The sequence below is a fragment of the Streptacidiphilus sp. MAP12-16 genome (assembly GCF_041262165.1).
Classification (GTDB): Bacteria; Actinomycetota; Actinomycetes; order Streptomycetales; family Streptomycetaceae; genus Streptacidiphilus.
This window is the reverse complement of record NZ_JBGCBY010000006.1, coordinates 62,063-78,195: the sequence shown is the minus strand read 5'-3', so window position 1 is coordinate 78,195 and position 16,133 is coordinate 62,063. Positions and strand designations below refer to the sequence as shown.

General features: G+C 71.1%; 15 protein-coding genes, 7 tRNA genes and 1 pseudogene. 11 read left to right on the top strand and 12 right to left on the bottom strand.

What is annotated here, in order from left to right:
- Positions 1-102: 102 nt before the first annotated feature.
- Positions 103-1,305: a hypothetical protein gene (locus ABIA33_RS09450; protein WP_370079214.1), complete on the bottom strand. Its 1,203-nt coding sequence runs from the start codon at positions 1,303-1,305 to the stop codon at positions 103-105.
- A gap of 103 nt (positions 1,306-1,408) precedes the next feature.
- Positions 1,409-1,990 (bottom strand): DUF4365 domain-containing protein, encoded by a 582-nt coding sequence (locus ABIA33_RS09445; protein WP_370079212.1) that lies wholly within the window; start codon positions 1,988-1,990, stop codon positions 1,409-1,411.
- Between the two features lie 186 nt (positions 1,991-2,176).
- Between ABIA33_RS09445 and ABIA33_RS09440 the strand changes: the two genes are divergently transcribed.
- Positions 2,177-2,902 (top strand): exonuclease domain-containing protein, encoded by a 726-nt coding sequence (locus tag ABIA33_RS09440; RefSeq protein WP_370079210.1) that lies wholly within the window; start codon positions 2,177-2,179, stop codon positions 2,900-2,902.
- 68 nt (positions 2,903-2,970) lie between these two features.
- Here the strand turns inward: ABIA33_RS09440 and ABIA33_RS09435 are convergent.
- Positions 2,971-3,045: transfer RNA gene (locus ABIA33_RS09435), tRNA-Val, on the bottom strand.
- A gap of 77 nt (positions 3,046-3,122) precedes the next feature.
- Here ABIA33_RS09435 and ABIA33_RS09430 point away from each other — a divergent pair.
- Complete coding sequence (locus ABIA33_RS09430; protein ID WP_370079208.1) at positions 3,123-3,647, top strand: isochorismatase family protein; 525 nt, start codon at positions 3,123-3,125, stop codon at positions 3,645-3,647.
- A gap of 55 nt (positions 3,648-3,702) precedes the next feature.
- On the opposite strand, the gene ABIA33_RS09425 is transcribed toward ABIA33_RS09430, so the two are convergent.
- A tRNA-Val gene (locus ABIA33_RS09425) sits at positions 3,703-3,774 on the bottom strand.
- A gap of 285 nt (positions 3,775-4,059) precedes the next feature.
- Here ABIA33_RS09425 and ABIA33_RS09420 point away from each other — a divergent pair.
- Together ABIA33_RS09420 and ABIA33_RS09415 are read left to right on the top strand one after the other, a co-directional pair.
- A complete protein-coding gene (locus tag ABIA33_RS09420; RefSeq protein ID WP_034091203.1) occupies positions 4,060-4,473 on the top strand; it encodes an SsgA family sporulation/cell division regulator in 414 nt (137 codons plus the stop codon).
- A 215-nt stretch (positions 4,474-4,688) separates the two neighbouring features.
- Positions 4,689-5,318 (top strand): CGNR zinc finger domain-containing protein, encoded by a 630-nt coding sequence (locus ABIA33_RS09415; protein ID WP_370079206.1) that lies wholly within the window; start codon positions 4,689-4,691, stop codon positions 5,316-5,318.
- Between the two features lie 19 nt (positions 5,319-5,337).
- Here the strand turns inward: ABIA33_RS09415 and ABIA33_RS09410 are convergent, their stop codons facing one another.
- Positions 5,338-5,772, bottom strand: a complete 435-nt coding sequence (locus ABIA33_RS09410; protein WP_370079204.1) for a hypothetical protein — start codon at positions 5,770-5,772, stop codon at positions 5,338-5,340.
- A gap of 72 nt (positions 5,773-5,844) precedes the next feature.
- On the opposite strand from ABIA33_RS09410, the gene ABIA33_RS09405 reads away from it, so the two are divergent.
- Positions 5,845-6,336: a DsbA family protein gene (locus ABIA33_RS09405; RefSeq protein ID WP_370079202.1), complete on the top strand. Its 492-nt coding sequence runs from the start codon at positions 5,845-5,847 to the stop codon at positions 6,334-6,336.
- A gap of 32 nt (positions 6,337-6,368) precedes the next feature.
- Here the strand turns inward: ABIA33_RS09405 and ABIA33_RS09400 are convergent, their stop codons facing one another.
- The 3 genes from ABIA33_RS09400 to ABIA33_RS09390 form a co-directional block, all read right to left on the bottom strand.
- Complete coding sequence (locus ABIA33_RS09400) at positions 6,369-7,220, bottom strand: GNAT family N-acetyltransferase (RefSeq protein ID WP_370079200.1); 852 nt, start codon at positions 7,218-7,220, stop codon at positions 6,369-6,371.
- Between the two features lie 279 nt (positions 7,221-7,499).
- On the bottom strand, positions 7,500-8,321 hold the full coding sequence (locus ABIA33_RS09395; RefSeq protein ID WP_370079198.1) for an aminotransferase class IV: 822 nt from the start codon (positions 8,319-8,321) through the stop codon (positions 7,500-7,502).
- Positions 8,322-8,344: 23 nt separating this feature from the next.
- On the bottom strand, positions 8,345-9,373 hold the full coding sequence (locus tag ABIA33_RS09390; RefSeq protein WP_370079777.1) for a chorismate-binding protein: 1,029 nt from the start codon (positions 9,371-9,373) through the stop codon (positions 8,345-8,347).
- A 269-nt stretch (positions 9,374-9,642) separates the two neighbouring features.
- On the opposite strand from ABIA33_RS09390, the gene ABIA33_RS09385 reads away from it, so the two are divergent.
- The 5 genes from ABIA33_RS09385 (at position 9,643) to ABIA33_RS09365 (ending at position 10,181) form a co-directional block, all read left to right on the top strand.
- A tRNA-Gly gene (locus ABIA33_RS09385) sits at positions 9,643-9,715 on the top strand.
- Between the two features lie 29 nt (positions 9,716-9,744).
- Positions 9,745-9,815 (top strand) — tRNA-Cys (locus tag ABIA33_RS09380).
- A 38-nt stretch (positions 9,816-9,853) separates the two neighbouring features.
- Positions 9,854-9,928 (top strand) — tRNA-Val (locus ABIA33_RS09375).
- A gap of 43 nt (positions 9,929-9,971) precedes the next feature.
- Positions 9,972-10,043, top strand: a tRNA-Val gene (locus ABIA33_RS09370).
- 63 nt (positions 10,044-10,106) lie between these two features.
- Positions 10,107-10,181 (top strand) — tRNA-Val (locus ABIA33_RS09365).
- A gap of 153 nt (positions 10,182-10,334) precedes the next feature.
- On the opposite strand, the gene ABIA33_RS09360 is transcribed toward ABIA33_RS09365, so the two are convergent.
- Positions 10,335-10,520: a hypothetical protein gene (locus ABIA33_RS09360; RefSeq protein ID WP_370079196.1), complete on the bottom strand. Its 186-nt coding sequence runs from the start codon at positions 10,518-10,520 to the stop codon at positions 10,335-10,337.
- Between the two features lie 430 nt (positions 10,521-10,950).
- Here ABIA33_RS09360 and ABIA33_RS09355 point away from each other — a divergent pair.
- Positions 10,951-12,375, top strand: a pseudogene (locus ABIA33_RS09355) (protein kinase); the annotation flags it as partial.
- 699 nt (positions 12,376-13,074) lie between these two features.
- On the opposite strand, the gene ABIA33_RS09350 reads toward ABIA33_RS09355, so the two are convergent.
- From ABIA33_RS09350 to ABIA33_RS09340, 3 genes are all read right to left on the bottom strand, one after another.
- On the bottom strand, positions 13,075-14,094 hold the full coding sequence (locus ABIA33_RS09350; protein WP_370079194.1) for an aldo/keto reductase: 1,020 nt from the start codon (positions 14,092-14,094) through the stop codon (positions 13,075-13,077).
- A gap of 226 nt (positions 14,095-14,320) precedes the next feature.
- Complete coding sequence (locus ABIA33_RS09345; RefSeq protein ID WP_370079192.1) at positions 14,321-14,959, bottom strand: hypothetical protein; 639 nt, start codon at positions 14,957-14,959, stop codon at positions 14,321-14,323.
- 277 nt (positions 14,960-15,236) lie between these two features.
- Entirely contained in the window at positions 15,237-16,133 is an 897-nt protein-coding gene (locus ABIA33_RS09340; RefSeq protein WP_370079190.1) for a TrmH family RNA methyltransferase, read from the bottom strand.

The following is a 16,133-nucleotide window of genomic DNA, read 5'->3' as shown; positions in this document are numbered from 1 at the left end:
ACTCTCCTGACTCTCGGCATTCCTGAGCAGCGACTGCTGCGGTCACGATGGTACCGAGAGTGCGGACCTGCTCGCGCAGGGATTGCCCCCGGGCCGGCCCGGTCAGCGTCCTTCGGGATCGCCGGAGTCGGGGAAGCGCCCGGCGCGGAGTCGCAGGGCCTTGAGCATCCGGTCCCGCTCCCCGGCCTCCAACTCCACCGGGGCCAGGTCCACCGGGTCACTGAGCCGCCGGAATCCGCCCTTGCGTTCCAGCCGTCCACGCAGCCGGACCGGGACACCCGCGAGGTGGGACTCGACCGCGATCCGGTAGGCGGCCTCCTCCAGTCGCACCCGGACCTCGTCGACCTCGGCCCCGGTGAGCACTCGCAGCCTGACCACGCCGTCGCCGCCGGGCACCTGCCGCTTCAACCGGACGACGGCGCCGGTGAGCTCCACCTCGACTGCGGGTTCGCTGCGCTCCAGGCGCTCCGCCGCCGCCTCCAGGGCAGGCAGGTCGCCGGGCGAGAACTCCAGGTGCAGCCGCCGGTTGGCGAAGCCGTCCGGAACGCCGACCGCCGCCGCCCAGGACAGCGCGACCTCCGCGCCCTCGCTGCCGCGCACCAACTGGACCACGGAGGCGATCAGCTCGCGGCTCACGCCGAGGCGCACCCCTATGTCAAAGGCATCGGTGTTGCCGGTGGTGCGCTGGTAGTCGACAGCGTCGCGGATCGCCTCCAGGGCGCGGACCAGGGTGGTCGTCGTGAAGCGGTCTTCGGGCGCGGGTGCGTAGGCGGTGAGCAGTCCGGCGCCGGTGCCGGGGGCGACCACGAGCACGCGGTCGAGGAAGTCGGCAGCGTAGCTGTCGAGTCGGGCGCCGAAGTAGGCCGCGCGCGAGTGGCCGGCCTTGGCCGCGGCGGAGAGCATGGCGCGCGCGGCGGCGCGCAGGTCCTCCTCCGCGCCCCAGGGCACGGCCCCCCCGACGCCGGGCATCTCCCGGCGCCAGTGGATCTCGTCGCCGGGGACCATCAGCGCCGCGAGGATGGCGCGCGCGGAGGGCACGCCGGAGCGGGCCAGCGTCCCGACCGCTTCCTCGAGCAGGTCGGTGCTGTCGTCGAAGCCCCGGTCGGCGGGGACGAGCACGCTGGTGTCCGGCTCCAGGTCGTCGGGCGGGGTCCAGCGGGTGTAGCGGCCCTCGGCCCCGCCCCGGCGGCACCAGCGGTGCCGGGCGAGCAGGGTGCCGAGGACAGCCGGGTCGATCCGCGCGGGGTCGGGCAGCGGGGGCGCGTCAGGACCGCCCGGGGCGCGCAACGCTCTCGTACCGCGCACGCCTACGGCATCGCGCCCCAGGGAGTCCACTGGCTCAGGTCGGGTTTCGCGCCGCATCGCTGTCACGTCTTCCCTCCCGCAGGGGTCGGTCCCGAATCGGCTGTCAAGGACGTTCCCCTGCTCCCACTCGCGCCATGATGGCGCACAGCGCTCGGTCGTCGAAGACCTGCTCGGTCGGAATCCGGACATTCGTCCGCCGCTTGCCGGTGACCTGGTGTCCGGCGAGGTTCACCCAGTAACAGCAGTGTCGCAGCTCCAGCCGGTCCGGGCGGGCCAGCAGCCACTGGTCGACCTCCCTGGGCACCAGCATGACCACCAGGATCTTGTGGACCGCCACCCGGGTGTGGGCGAGTTTGCGCAGATGTTCGTTGTCGAGGGTGAAGCTGAAGTACGGCCCGGTCGGGTTCGCCGCGATCTGGTAGGTGCACTTGAGCTGGACCTTGATGGTGGCCTCGTCGTCCTCGGTGTGCGCGTCGCTGCCGTGGCTGACGTGCCAGTCGATCCCGTTGTCGGGAAAGGGAGAGGACAGCGCGCAGCCCGCCGCGGCAGCGACCGCGTGCAGGTATCCCACTTGGAGCGTCTCCATGCAGGAGGTGACCGCGAGTTGACCTCGCATCGGTTGCCCTGTGCCGACCCCGCTCCACCCCGTGGGCGGCGTGGCCGGATCGGGCTGTGTCAGCGCCATCGCTGTCGTCTTCCCCGTTGACCGGCGGCCGTCCGTCCGGACCGGACGAGCCGTCACTTCTGTTGTCTCCGCTGCGGTGCGCGGCGAAACGGATCCGAGGGCCGGGACAGGATTGGATGCGCAGGGTGACCGGGTATCACCTGGGTGTGACCATCGGACTTGTGATCACCGGACGGGGAGGCAGCCATGACGTACTGGTACGAGGGGCCGCTGGCCTCCTTCGACACGGAGACCACGGGCGTGGACGTGGAGCGCGACCGGATCGTGACGGCCGCCCTGGTGGTGCAGCAGGCGCGGGGCGGACCGGTGCGGCGGCAGGACTGGGCGGCGGATCCGGGGCTGCCGATACCGGCCGGGGCCACGGCCGTGCACGGGCTCACCGACGCCTGGGCGCGGGAGCACGGGCGTCCGGCGCGCGTGGTGGTGGAGGAGATCGCGCGCGCCCTGGCCGACAGCGCACGGGCCGGCCTGCCTCTGGTCATCATGAACGCGCCCTACGATCTGACGCTGCTGGACCGGGAGTTGCGACGGCACCGGGGCTCGTCCTTGGGGCAGTACCTGGCGAGCGCGCCACTGCTGGTGGTCGACCCCCGGGTGCTGGACAAGCATCTGGACCGCTACCGCAAGGGCCGCCGCACGCTGACCGACCTGTGCGAGTACTACGGCGTGGAGTTGGGCGCGGCCCATGACGCCGCAGCGGACGCGACGGCGGCGTTGGACCTGGTCCGGGCGATCGGCAGCCGCTTCGAGGAGCGGCTCGGCGCACTGTCCCCGGCAGAGCTGCACCTGCGTCAGGCGGTCTGGTACGCGGCCCAGGCGCGGGGGCTGCAGCAGTGGTTCAGCCGCAGCGGCTCGCCCGAACTGGTGGACACCTCATGGCCGTTGCGCCGTCAGATCGAGCAGGCGGCCTGACGGTCGATTGCACAGGTCCCGTGGACAACCAGTGAAGGCCCCTCGCTTGAGGGGCCTTCAGGTGCCTGTGGTGCGCAATGCTGGGTTCGAACCAGCGACCTCTCCGGTGTGAACGGAGCGCTCTCCCACTGAGCTAATCGCGCCGGGCTGCGGAAAGAACATTAGCATCGCCCCCGCCTCGGGCCTAAATCCGTTTCCGCCCGCCGTTAATCGAACATGCGTGCTACCGTCCCAGCATGACCACGGCACTTCTCCGATCGACGTCCAACGCAACATGCTGGAACCCCCCGAGCCGGTCCCCGACGCCGACTCCGTCGCTCCTGCCCTGGCCGACCTGCTCACCCGGGCCCGCACGGCCGGCGCCACGATCGTGCACGTGCGCAACAACGGCGGGGCGGACGATCCGGACCTTCCCGGCAGCCGGGGCTGGGAACTGGTGCACGAGCCCTTCCCCGAGGAGCACGTGATCGACAAGTTCAGCCAGGACAGCTTCGCGGGCACCGGCCTCGGCGAACTGATCCCGGCCGGCACCGCCCTGATCGTCGCGGGCATGCAGAGTGACTACTGCGTGCGCACTACTTCGCTCGCCGCACTGGCGCGGGGACACCGAGTGACCGTCGCCCGCGGTGCCCATGCCACCTATCCCGGCGAGCAACCGGCCGCCGAGGTCTCCGCGGCGGTGGAACGGGAACTGGCCGCGGCCGGTGCCACCGTGGTCCCCTCCGGAGAGATCACCTTCGGCTGAACCGGCGAACGACGACGAAGCCCCGCAGGTCAGTGACCTACGGGGCTTCTCGCTGTGCGCAATGCTGGGTTCGAACCAGCGACCTCTCCGGTGTGAACGGAGCGCTCTCCCACTGAGCTAATCGCGCCCGGTGCAGTGAAAACACTACCGCATCGAACGACCTGCTCATGACCTTCCCCGGCCGCTCGGGTGGTGCCCGTGCGTGACCGGAAATGCACCCAGAACTGTCGTTCTCCGACCTTGTGGGATCAAGACCTTGAAACCTGTGTGACTACCGTGACGGATGCGCCGGAAGGGGTACCAGGTGGGCACTAATCAGGACAGAGGGGTTTACACCGGTCGCCGAGGTGGGATGGTCCGTTCGCCGACGTGCGATCCCCGAGCGCACACTGAGCGAAAGGCCCTGGCGCTTATGAACACCACGGTCAGCTGCGAGCTGCACCTGCGCCTCATCGTGTCGAGCGAGTCATCACTGCCCGTCCCCGCGGGCCTGCGCTACGACACCGCCGACCCCTATGCCGTGCACGCCACCTTCCACACGGGCGCCGATGAAACCGTCGACTGGGTGTTCGCCCGCGACCTCCTTGCGGAGGGGCTGCACCGGCCGACCGGGACCGGCGACGTCCGTGTCTGGCCCTCACGCAGCCACGGACAAGGAGTCGTCTGCATCGCCCTGAGCTCTCCGGAAGGAGAAGCCCTACTGGAAGCCCCGGCGCGAGCGCTGGAGTCGTTCCTCAAGCGAACCGACGCCGCGGTGCCGCCCGGCACCGAGCATCGTCACTTCGATCTCGACCGGGAGCTCTCCCACATCCTCGCGGAGAGCTGAAGCGCCCGTCCCTTCGACCGTGCGCAGCCGTGCTACTCGGGGGCACGGATCGCACTACCCGTTTGACTCGCACGACCGGAGCCGCCGCAGTCCGCACTGGGACTGCGGCGGCTCCCGCGTCTTCGGCCCTGCGGCCCTCGTCAGGGGTAGAGTCGCGCCCTACGACCCGGATGCCACAGGGCGCCGGGCGCAACGCCGAGCCAGGGAGTCTCGACGTGCTGATCACCCACGACACCCAGTGCGCCCTCGACGTGCTGGTGGACCTGGTGAACACGGCCCCGGAGGCCTGCGGGCAGGAGGGGCTGCCTGACCTCGCGGCCCTGCGCGGCTTCGTCGTGCGCCACGAGGTCAGCGAGGTGGGGACGCTCGCGGCCGTCGACCTGGACGCGGTGCGGCGCGTCCGCAGCCAGTTCCAGGACGTGTTCCGGGCACGCTCGACGCAGGTGGCCGCGGACATGGTCAACACGATGCTGGCACAGGCCGGCACCACGCCCCGGCTGACCGACCACGACGGCCACGACTGGCACATGCACTACTTCGCGCCCTGCGCCGCGCTGGCGGACCACCTGGCGGTGGAGGCCGGGATGGCGCTGGCGTTCATCATCGTCGCCGGGGAGCGCGAGCGGCTGCGGCCCTGCGAGGCTCCCGACTGCGCCCGGGTCTTCGTGGACTTGTCCCGCAACCGGTCCCGCCGCTACTGCGACAGCCGCACCTGCGGCAACCGGCTGCACGTGGCCGCCTACCGGGCGCGGCAGCGCACGGCGGCGGAGGCAGCGGACGACCTGCCGGCGGTCGACGTGCCAGTTGTCGACATGCCTGGAGTCGACACCGGCGTGCCGGTCTAGGGCCGAGGGCCCGCCCGCCCTAGATCCCGCGCCGCTTGAGGATGTCCTCGATGTCGGAGAAGTCGTCGGGCTTGGCCTGCTGCTGCTTCACCGGGGCGAGGGCCTGAGTGGCTCCCGCCGGACCCGCCGCTGCACGGGACACCGGCTTCGCCGGCTTCATCGCCCGGGGCGCGCGGCTGCGGCCGAACCCGGTGGCCAGCAGCACCAGCACGGCGACGCCGAGCATCGCGACGCCGGTCCACACCCGCGGGTCAAACACCAGATGCGTCCCCCACGACCCGAGGCTGCGGCCGATCCGGTCGAACACCGGGATCAGACCGGTCAGGTAGAGGCCGGTGGGCACCAGCGCCACGGCGGCCCAGCGCAGCCCCGCACGGATCCTGCCGCGCAGGGCGGTCAGTACCGCGATCACCAGTCCGGCCGCCGAGAGCGCCATGCACACGATCGCGGTCATGTCCCCGCCTCCTTCGCTCACCCAGCGTGCTGTCGTCCCTTCCATGGTGCCCGCAATGGGACACTGTCGACCATGACCGACAGTTCCCTCCCTCGTCTTGAGTACTGGTGCGAGCTGCAGTGCCCCGACTGCAGCGCCGCCCTGGACGACCTGCGCGCGCTGCGCGCCGCCTACGGCGACCGGCTGGAGATCGTGCTTCGGCACCTTCCGCTGGACAAGCACCGGCACGCGTTCGCCGCCGCGCAGGCGGCCGAGGAGGCATTCGCACAGGGCCAAGGCTGGCCGTACGTCGAAGCGGTGCTGGCCAGGACCGACGAGCTGGCCGCGCGCGGCGAGGCGCTGCTGGTCGAGGTGGCGCGGGAACTCGGCCTGGACGCCGAGGAGATGGACACCGCGCTGATCGACGGACGGCACATGCTGGTCGTTGACGCCGACCTTGCCGAGGGCAAGGCCCTCGGCATGACCGGCACGCCCACGTACGTCGTCGCCGGGAAGCGACTCGACGGCGGGAAGAGCCAGGAGGGGCTGCGCGAGCGGATCATGCAGCTACTGGACCAAGCGTAGTCGGGACGCACTCCAGGTTGTACGTACGTGATTCACAGGTACTTGAACACGGTCGTTCGGTAGGTCTCGTACCCGAGCGAACGGTAGAGGGCGTTGGCCGGGACGTTGTCGGCGAAGACGTTCAGGCCCAGGTGGCCCACCCCGGCGGCGAGGCACTCGCGCTCGGCGAGCAGCATCAGCGACCGGCCGTGACCCCGGCCCCGGTGGTCCGGCAGCACCTCGACGTCAAACACCCAGGCGAGGTCGCGTCCGTCGGGGTGCTGCGCCCAGATCAGGGCCACCCACAGCGCGCCGACACGGACCCCGTCGGCCTCCAGCCAGCGCAGCACGGTGCCGGGCGTGTGCGGCCCGGCGGGGAGCAGCGTCCGATGGTCGGACTCCGACCTGGCTCGGGCGTCCTCCTCGCGCAGTCCGGCGCCGATCAGCGACTCGACATGCCCGGCCGACGCCCGGGCGAGCCAGGTCGGGTACTCCTCGTCGTCGATCACCCGGGGCCGGACTCCCTCGGGCAGCGCCGGGGGTTCGGCCGGGAGGGTCTTGGCCATGTTGCGGGAGCGGACCTGGTAGCCGAGCGCCCCGGCGAAGCGGAGGGCCGAGGGGGTGTCGGAGTCCTCGACGAGCTCGGCGTCGACGCGCACGCACCCCCAGGAGCGCAGCACCTCCTCGGCGGCCAGGGCGGCGACGGTGCCCCTGCCACGCCCCCGCTCGCCCTGACGGATCGTCAGTCCGCTGATCCTGCCCGCGCGCAGGCCCGGCTCCCGGCCCCCGCTGAGCTGCAGGCCGCCGACCGGGCGGCCGTTGACGCAGACGGCGAAGTCCCGGCTCCGGCCACCGTCGGGCGTACTGGTCTCGGCGCTGGAGGGGCGCAGGGTCGTGGTCATCATGGCCTCCGGCGGGGTGGGGTTGGACTGGAGAGGCTCTGGGCCGGACCGGCCCGGCACCCTCCTAGGAGGGTGCTGAGGATCTAGGCCGGATCAGGGAGCGGCGTCCTGCGACTTCGATTGCAAGGCGGAGGAGGGAGCCAACCGTGGTTGGTAGAGGGCGACCAGGGGGCACCTCCCGCCCGAAGGGTGGGGGAGACAACGCGGCAAGCGCCCGCGGCGGAGCCGCTGTCGTCGCGAGCGCAGGACGCCGCGAGCCCGGCCTAGATCCTCAGCACCCTCCTAGGGCTCCAGGTCGGCGGCGGAGCGCTCGGTGAAGACGGCGACGGCCTTGGCCGTGACGGGGCCGGGTGCGCCGGGGAGTTGGCGGTCGTCCACGCGGGAGACGGCCTGGACGTCGCGGAGCGTCCCGGTGAGGAACACCTCGTCGGCCTCCTCGAGGACGGAGAGCGGCAGGTCGGCCTCCTCCGCGTCGAGCCACTGGAGGGTGAGGGCGCGGGTGATCCCGGCGAGGCAGCCCGAGGCGAGCGGCGGGGTCAGCACGCGGCCGCCGAGGACGACGAAGATGTTGGACCCGGTGCCCTCGCAGAGCCGGCCCTGAGTGTTGGCGAAGATCGCCTCGGAGGCTCCGTACTCGTGGGCGCGGGCGAGGGCGACGACGTTCTCGGCATAGGAGGTGGTCTTCAGCCCGGCGACGGCACTGTGCTCGTTGCGGGTCCACCGGACGGTGATGACGGCGGCCGTCTCGGGGCGGCGGCTGACCTCGCCGAGGGCGACGACGAGGGTGGGACCGCTGTCGCCCCGGTCCGAGCCGAGGGGGGCCAGGCCGCCGGTGTAGGTGATCCGCAGACGGCCCAGCGACATCGGGTTGGCGGCGAGCACCTCGGCGCAGGCCCGCTGGACCTGCTCGCGGTCGGGCTCGGGCAGGCCGAGGCCCCGGGCGGAGCGCTCCAGCCGGTCGAGGTGGCGGCCGAGGGCGAATGGGGCGCCTTCGACGGCCTTCACGGTTTCGAACACGCCGTCGCCGACGGTCATGCCGTGGTCGAGAACGGAGATGTTGGCGTCGGCGGAGTCCTGCAGCGCGCCGTTGACCCAGATCCGCACGATGGTGCTCCCGTTCGTTGTCGCTACTGCTCGGGTGGTGGCTCAGACGCTACCGCGAGGAGGCGGGCGGCCTTGAGTTCGGTTTCGTCCCATTCCCGTTCGGGATCGGAGCCCCAGGTGATCCCGGCCCCCGTGCCGAAGCGGACCTGGGGCCCGGCAGCGTCGTCGCGGTCGAGCCAGAAGGTGCGGATGCCCACCGCGAGCCCCGCCTCGCGGCGGTCGGCGTCGACCCAGCCGACGGCCCCGCAGTAGGGGCCGCGCGGTGCGGTCTCCAGGGCGTCGATGATCCGCAGCGCGCTGGACTTGGGCGCTCCGGTGACCGAGCCGGGCGGGAAGGTGGCGGCGAGCAGGTCGGACCAGCCCGCGCCGGGGCGCAGCCTGCCCGCGACGGTGGAGACGAGGTGGACCAGACCGGGGTGCTTCTCGACGGCGCAGAGGTCCGGCACAGTCACGCTGCCGGTCGCGCAGACGCGGCCGAGGTCATTGCGCACCAGGTCCACGATCATCACGTTCTCCGCGTGGTCCTTCTCCAGCAGGTCGGCCTCGGTGCGGCCGGTGCCCTTGATCGGACCGGAGCTGACGCTGTCGCCGGCACGGTGCAGGAAGAGTTCGGGCGAGGCGGTGGCGACCTCGACACCATGGGCGGGCAGGCGCACGGTTCCGGCGTAGGGGGCCGGGTTGCCGAGGGCGAGACGCGCGGTGAGGGCGTCGACGTCCGAGCCGCCGGCGGGGTCCGGGAGCGGCGCGGAGAGCACCCGGCACAGGTTGGCCTGGTACACCTCGCCGGCGGCGATGTGCTCGCGGATGCGGCGTACGCCCGCGGTGTAGGCGGCGTGGTCGAGCGAGCTGGTCCAGGCGGAGCGGGCCGGGCCGCGCCAGTCGCCGACGCGGACCGGCTGGGCCGGGGCCGGGCGGACGTCCGCGAACCGCGCGCAGGTGATCCGACCCTCGAAGTCGGCGACGACGGCCCAGAAACCGGCACCGTCAAGTGCCGCCGGGTCGTCGGTGACGTCGAGCAGGCCGGTGGCTATCCGACCGTCGAACCGGGCCATCGGGGCGAGCGTGGGGAGGTGGTGGGTCACGATTCGCTCTTGATTCTGTGCAGGAGGTGCGCAGGGAATGCGGGGTCTCCGCGGAGCGGAAGTCTAGGTCGTCGGTGGTGGAAGCGCCTTCACTGAGGCATGTCGCAGGTCACGGCTGGGAGCGTCATGGCGCGCGCTGCGGATACGGAATTTGAGCTGGGGCCGGAATCCGCTAAAGTTCAACACGTCGCCACGACGCGGACCGCACGGAGACAAGCGGGAAGCACGATGGAGATCATGCGGACGTGGCTCAGTTGGTAGAGCATCACCTTGCCAAGGTGAGGGTCGCGGGTTCGAATCCCGTCGTCCGCTCGGTTGAGGGTTGCAGTGGACCCTTGCTCGGTGGAGTGGCCGAGAGGCGAGGCAACGGCCTGCAAAGCCGTGTACACGGGTTCAAATCCCGTCTCCACCTCACAGAGGTTTTGAGTGGTTCACCACTCGGGGTCTCATGCGCGATTAGCTCAGCGGGAGAGCGCTTCCCTGACACGGAAGAGGTCACTGGTTCAATCCCAGTATCGCGCACCAGCCCCCTCGGGGGTCTGCAGTACCGTACAACCCGGAATGTCCCGCGCGATTAGCTCAGCGGGAGAGCGCTTCCCTGACACGGAAGAGGTCACTGGTTCAATCCCAGTATCGCGCACGAGCCCCCTCAGGGGCTTGGCCCAGAAGTACGTTCAAGCAGTACGGTCCAGCTGTACGCCCCGCGCGATTAGCTCAGCGGGAGAGCGCTTCCCTGACACGGAAGAGGTCACTGGTTCAATCCCAGTATCGCGCACCAGAGCAGAGCGAAGGCCCCGTCCGGTCGGACGGGGCCTTCGTCGTACGGGTCGTCGACCTGTGGTTCGCCGCCCTCGGAGGGAGCGCGATCATCGCGCCCGGGCTGCCCTCACCGACAGTCCGGACGCGACGCCGCAGTCATGGTGACGCCGTGTCAGCGTCCGATGAGATGCACCACTGAGGTGGCCTGGACCGCGAACTGCGACCAGCCGCCGAAGGCGAAGGCCAGCAGTGCCGCTACCGGCAGCGCGATGGCCAGTGCCACCAGGGGGTTCCTGGTGCCCTCGGTGCGGTCGGACTGCCGACGGCGACGCGCTGGTCCTCCCGTGTACGCAGACATGGCCCTGGTCCCACTCTCATCGTCATCGTCATCGTCGTCTTCGATCACAGCTGGTCGCGGCGGGCGGAGTACCTCGGGGGACGAGCTGCCCGCCCACCGCTGGTACCAACCTACGGTCGCGCCCCCTGGCCTGGCGTCATGCCCCGGGACCGTCTGCTCGGCATCCCGTAGGAGGACTGCAGTACCTGCGATGTACTACCGGAGGCGGAGACCAGGGGGCGCCCGCCTCAGGGTCACCCCTGAGTGCGCCCCCGAGAGGACACCGGAATGCCAGGTCAGGCACGGCAACCCAGGGAAGTCAGACAATCCCATGGCCGCCCAGGCGTTGCGTATCAGCACACCGCCCGAACCAGTCCGTAAGCTGTCGGCTGGTAGCAGACACACCAGCAGAACACGCCCCGGCACGGGGACCTGACGGCGGGACGGAAATGTGGCGATGATGCGGCTCCGGCGGGAGGACCCGCGAGTCGTCGGCCCCTATCGCCTGCACCGGCGGCTCGGAACCGGCGGTATGGGCGTGGTCTACCTGGGCTCCGACCGCCGAGGCCAGAAGGTCGCCCTGAAGCTGATCCGCGCAGAACTGGCCGAGGACCAGGAGTTCCGCACCCGGTTCGCCCGCGAGGTCGCGGCGGCGGCACGGATCAGAGGCGGCTGCATCGCCCGGCTGGTGGCCTCCGACATCGACGTGGAGCGCCCCTGGCTGGCGACGGCCTACGTACCGGGACCGTCGCTGTACAAGCGGGTCGGCGACGAGGGACCGCTGCAATGGCCCGAGGTGACCGCGATCGGCGCGGCACTCGCCGACGGCCTGGTGCATGTGCACGACGCCGGCGTGGTCCACCGCGACCTCAAGCCGTCCAACATCCTGCTCTCCCCCAAGGGCCCGCGCATCATCGACTTCGGCATCGCCTGGTCGACCGGCGCCAGCACGTTGACCCACGTCGGCACCGCCGTCGGTTCACCGGGGTTCCTGGCACCCGAGCAGGTCAGGGGCGTCGCGGTGACCAGCGCGACCGACGTGTTCGCGCTGGGCACGACCCTTGCCTACGCGGCCACCGGGGACTCGCCCTTCGGCTCGGGCAGCTCCGAGGTGATGCTCTACCGGGTGGTGCACGAGGAGCCCGACCTCACCCACGTTCCGGCGGCGCTGCTGCAGGTCGTCCGCGCCTGCCTGGCGAAGGAGCCCGCTGACCGGCCGACGACCTCCCAGCTGCACGACCAACTGCGGGAGCTCACGGCTCGGGGTGCGGCGATCGGGCGCAGCCAACTGCCGTCTCCTCAGGAACGGCACAGCCAGGGCGCGGAGGCGGGCCGACGACCGCAGGCGCACCCGGCAGCATCGGCACGCCCGGACGCCCGGCCGGCGGTGCGCCGTGGGATGCCGCCGACCCTGCGCGAGCCGCAGCATGGCTCCCACGGCGGGTCCTCCCACGGCGGGTCGCAGAGCGGATCCGCAGGCGGGCCCCGAAGCGGACCCCGGCGGCCGACGCAGCAGGATGCCCAGCAGGGGCCGTCGCACGGGCAGCAACTCGGGTCGCAGCAGGCGTCCGCGCACCCGTCCGCACACGGGTCCGCCCAGCGCGAGCAGCGGCCCCACGAGCCACGACCCACCGCCGCCCTTCCCGTGCCGGCCCCCGCTGGACGCCGCACTCCCCCGCCCTCCGGTACGCAGCAGCGGCCGCCCAACCAGCGCACGGGCGGCCAGCGCACCCCGCCGCCCGGACGGCCGGGCGTCTCGCCCTCGCGACGGCTGATGCGGCAGCGGCTGATCGTGTTCGTCACCGTGACCGTCGGCGTCGCGCTGGCCATCGCCGCCGCACAGGGCTGCGAGAACCGGCACAGCCGGGGTCTCGGGTCGACCAACGGAGCCGTCGCACCCGTCGCGAAGCCCTCGGCGTCCGTTGCGGCGTCAGCGTCCGTGCCGACGGTACCGGCGGTCGCGCCCGCAGCGGCGGCACAGGGGCTGACCAGCCTGGCCCCCACCGACGCCGTACCCGCCGGGCCCGCTGTGGACTGGGCGGACCGGCGCTACCCCGATCCCAGCGACGGCTCCACCGTCGTCCTGCACGGCGGGCGCTCGGGCTCCGAGAGTCCCTCGCCGGTGTCGCTGACCAGCGTGCTGCCCGCCCGTTACCGGGGCGCGCCGGCGACGGTCGTGGTGCTGACCCGAAGGGACGGCAACGTCCCCGAGGATCTCGTCGAGCTCTACGCGATGCCGCCCGGCCCGGGTGCAGAACCGGTTCTGCTGGCCTCGCACGCCTCCACCGGCGACCCGCAAGCGACCGGGACCTGGCAGATCGCCGACGGCGCGGTGCTCCGGGAGGAGCACACCGCCGCGTCCGGCAGCCGCCCCGCCAGCACCACCCGCTACACCCCGCGCGACAACGGCACCATGGACGAGAGCTGGCCCGGAACCGGAACGGTCGCGGGCCAGCAGGGGTGATCGGGCGCTGAACGCTCCTGGAGCGACCGGCACATGGTGCCTCGCGTCGCGAGCCCGGCCTGGATCTTCAGCACCCTCCTAGGCGAGGCCCGAGCGGAAAGTGCTTTGCGATCAGCGGCGCCGCAGCGACGGGTCGAGCAAGGCGGGCGGGGTGTCGAACTTCTCGTGTGCCGCGAGATCGGTGCCGGGGGCGACGATCGCGTCGATCGCGTCGAGGATGTCCGCGGAGAGGACCGTGTCCGCGGCGGCGAGCTGCGAGTGGAGGTGGTCCAGGGTGCGGGGACCGATGATCGCGCTGGTCACGGCCGGGTGCGCGATCACGAAGCCGAGTGCCAGCTGGATCAGCGTCAGGCCGGCCTCGTCGGCGACCTTGACCAACTGCTCCACCGCGTCGAGTCTGGCGCGGTTGAATGGGATGGAGGTGTCGAAGCGTTCCGGCATGAAGTTCGAGCGGCTCGTGGTGATCTCCCGACCCTCGCGGACCGCGCCCGACAGCCACCCCGAGGCCAATGGACTCCATGCCAGCACACCGAGCCCGTACTGCTCGGTCACGGGCAGAACGTGGGTCTCGATCCCGCGCTGCAGGATCGAATAGCTGGGCTGCTCGGTGGCGTAGCGGCTCAGGTGGTTGTCTCGGGCGGCCCATTGGGCTTGCACGATGCGGTAGGCGGGGAAGGTCGAGGAGCCGAAGGAACGGATCTTTCCCGCGCGCTGCAGGTCGGTCAGAGCTGACAGCGTCTCCTCGTCGCTGGTGCTCGGGTCCCATCGGTGGATCTGATAGAGGTCGACGTGGTCGACGCCGAGGCGGCGCAGGCTGTCGTCCAGCGCCGTGAACAGCCAGCGGCGTGAACTGCCCTGATGGTTGCGCTCGTCGCCCATCGGCATGCTCGCCTTCGTGGCCAGCACGATGTCGTCGCGGCGGCCGGCGATGGCCTTGCCGACCATTTGTTCGGACTCGCCGTCGCTGTACCTGTCCGCGGTGTCGATGACGTTGATCCCGGCCTCGAGGGCCGCGTCGACGATGGCGGTGGCCTCGTCCTGGGTGGTGCGTCCGATCTTGCCGAAGTTCATCGCGCCGAGCGCGAGGGAGCTGACCTGCATACCGGTGCGGCCCAAGGTGCGGTACTGCATGACCGTGTCTCCTTCTTTGGCTGCCGGCTCCTGCCGTGGCATCACGAGCAAGCGGAACCTTGTTCCGTTAACAATACGGAACGCTGTTCCGCATAACAACCTCGACAGCGGTACGAGTTCGAGCTGTACGGGGATCTACGGAGGCCCGCAACCTGCCCCGAGTTGCATGGGCTGCCGGCCACCCACCACCGCCATCCGGCGTTTCGAGGCCACGCTCCGGCGCACGTCATCTGCCCGAACGGGCCTCATGGGCCAGCAGCCGACCCTCCGTGTAGAAGGCTTCGAGCGTGGCAGCGTCGGAGAATTCGCCCAGGGGACGCGCGGCGCCGAAGGGCGCGTTCCAGAACGCGCCCAGCTGTGGCGGGGTCCACGGTGCGACATAGGCGTAGGGCTCGTCCGCGAACGCGTCGCCCGGGGAGACGCCGAAGTTGACCTCGTCCCAGGTGACGCCGAGGTCGAAGTGCTCGGGCCAGAGCACGGCGGTCTCGTGCGGGGCGAAGCGGGTCAGCGCCTGCAGGCCGAGCGCGAGGCCGTCGGTGATCCGCCGAGCGGACTGCGGATCGATCTCGACGGGGTCCTCGATCGCGACGTCGCTGCCCTCGGGGTAGAGGTTCGCCGGGGCTCCGGGGGCAATCCCGGCGGCGTGGGCCAGGTCGGCGTAGCTGCCGACCAACGGGAGCGTGCGTCCGTCCACCAGCAGGCGCAGGTCATCCACCCGGATGTCCGGTTCCTTCGTGGTGGCGAACCCGCCCGGGACCACCCGGAGCCGGATCGTCCCGCTGCGGCGGAACTGGGGCCCGGCCATGAGCAGCTCGGCCAAGCCGTGCAGGTTCCGCCTGGTCCGGGTGAAATCAGCGCTTGTCATCGCATTCCTCTCCCCTCCCCGGTACCGCAACGATAGATCAACCGCGACTGGCCTGAGCGGAGCCGCGCGGAAGGGGCTCGCCGGGCGGATCGTGTGCGCTCAGGCCCGTGTTGCCTCCGGCCGGGGGCGCGAGTTGCGATGTGCAGATGCGCAGAGCGCCTGCGGAGCGGTTTGTTGGCGCCGGATCGGCCCAGCGCCGTTCCCTGCGGCTTCTAAAGGCAGCCTGAACTGCGGTGTTGTTGAGAGCGGGCGGACGAGTCGGCCATGTGGGCCGGGTTCAGGCCGGCTTCGGGCGCGTTGCGTAGAAGGCGACAGCCGAGGCGGCTGCCACGTTCAAGGAGTCGACCCCGGAGTCCATGGGAATGCGAACGTGCTCATCCGCCGCGACGAGGGCCTCGGGCGTGAGGCCTTCGCCCTCGGTGCCGAAGACCAAGGCGAGCTTCTCGCACTCCCGCGAGGCGAGCTCATCGAGCGTGATCGCCTGATCGCTCAGGCACAGTGCGGCGACGGTGAAACCCGCAGACCGGAGGAGATCGACATCCCGGGGCCAGGACTCCAGACGGGTCCACGGCACTTGGAACACCGCTCCCATCGAGACCTTCAAGGCCCGCCGGTACAGCGGGTCCGCGCAACGGGGCGTGAGCAGGACCACGTCGACGCCCAGGGCTGCCGCGCTGCGGAAAGCAGCCCCGAGATTGGCGTGATCGACGATGTCCTCGAAGACCGCGACGCGCTGCACAGGACGTTCTTGCAGACCCAAAGGCACCACCGCGCCGATGTTGGTGTGGTCGACAATGCCTTCGAGTTCGGCCACCCGGCGGGCGCCGCGGAGCAGTTCATCGACGCCGGGCAGCGGTTTGCGCTGCATGGAGGCGAGCGCGCCCCGGTGCACGTGGTAGCCGGTGACCTGCTCGGCGAGTTCGGGCGCGACCGCGTAAACCGGTGCGGGGACCTCGTCGATGACGTCGCGCATGACGTCGATCCACTTGGCCGAGAGCAGCATCGAGCGCATCCGGTATCCGGCCTGGCGGGCGCGGCGGATGACCTTCTCGCCCTCGGCGATGAAGAGGCCCTCCTCGGGCTCGCGCCGTCGGCGCAACTCGACGTCGGTGAGGGCGACGTAGTCGCCAAGTCGGGGGTCCTGCGGGTCGTCGATGGTGATGAGCTCGGCCAC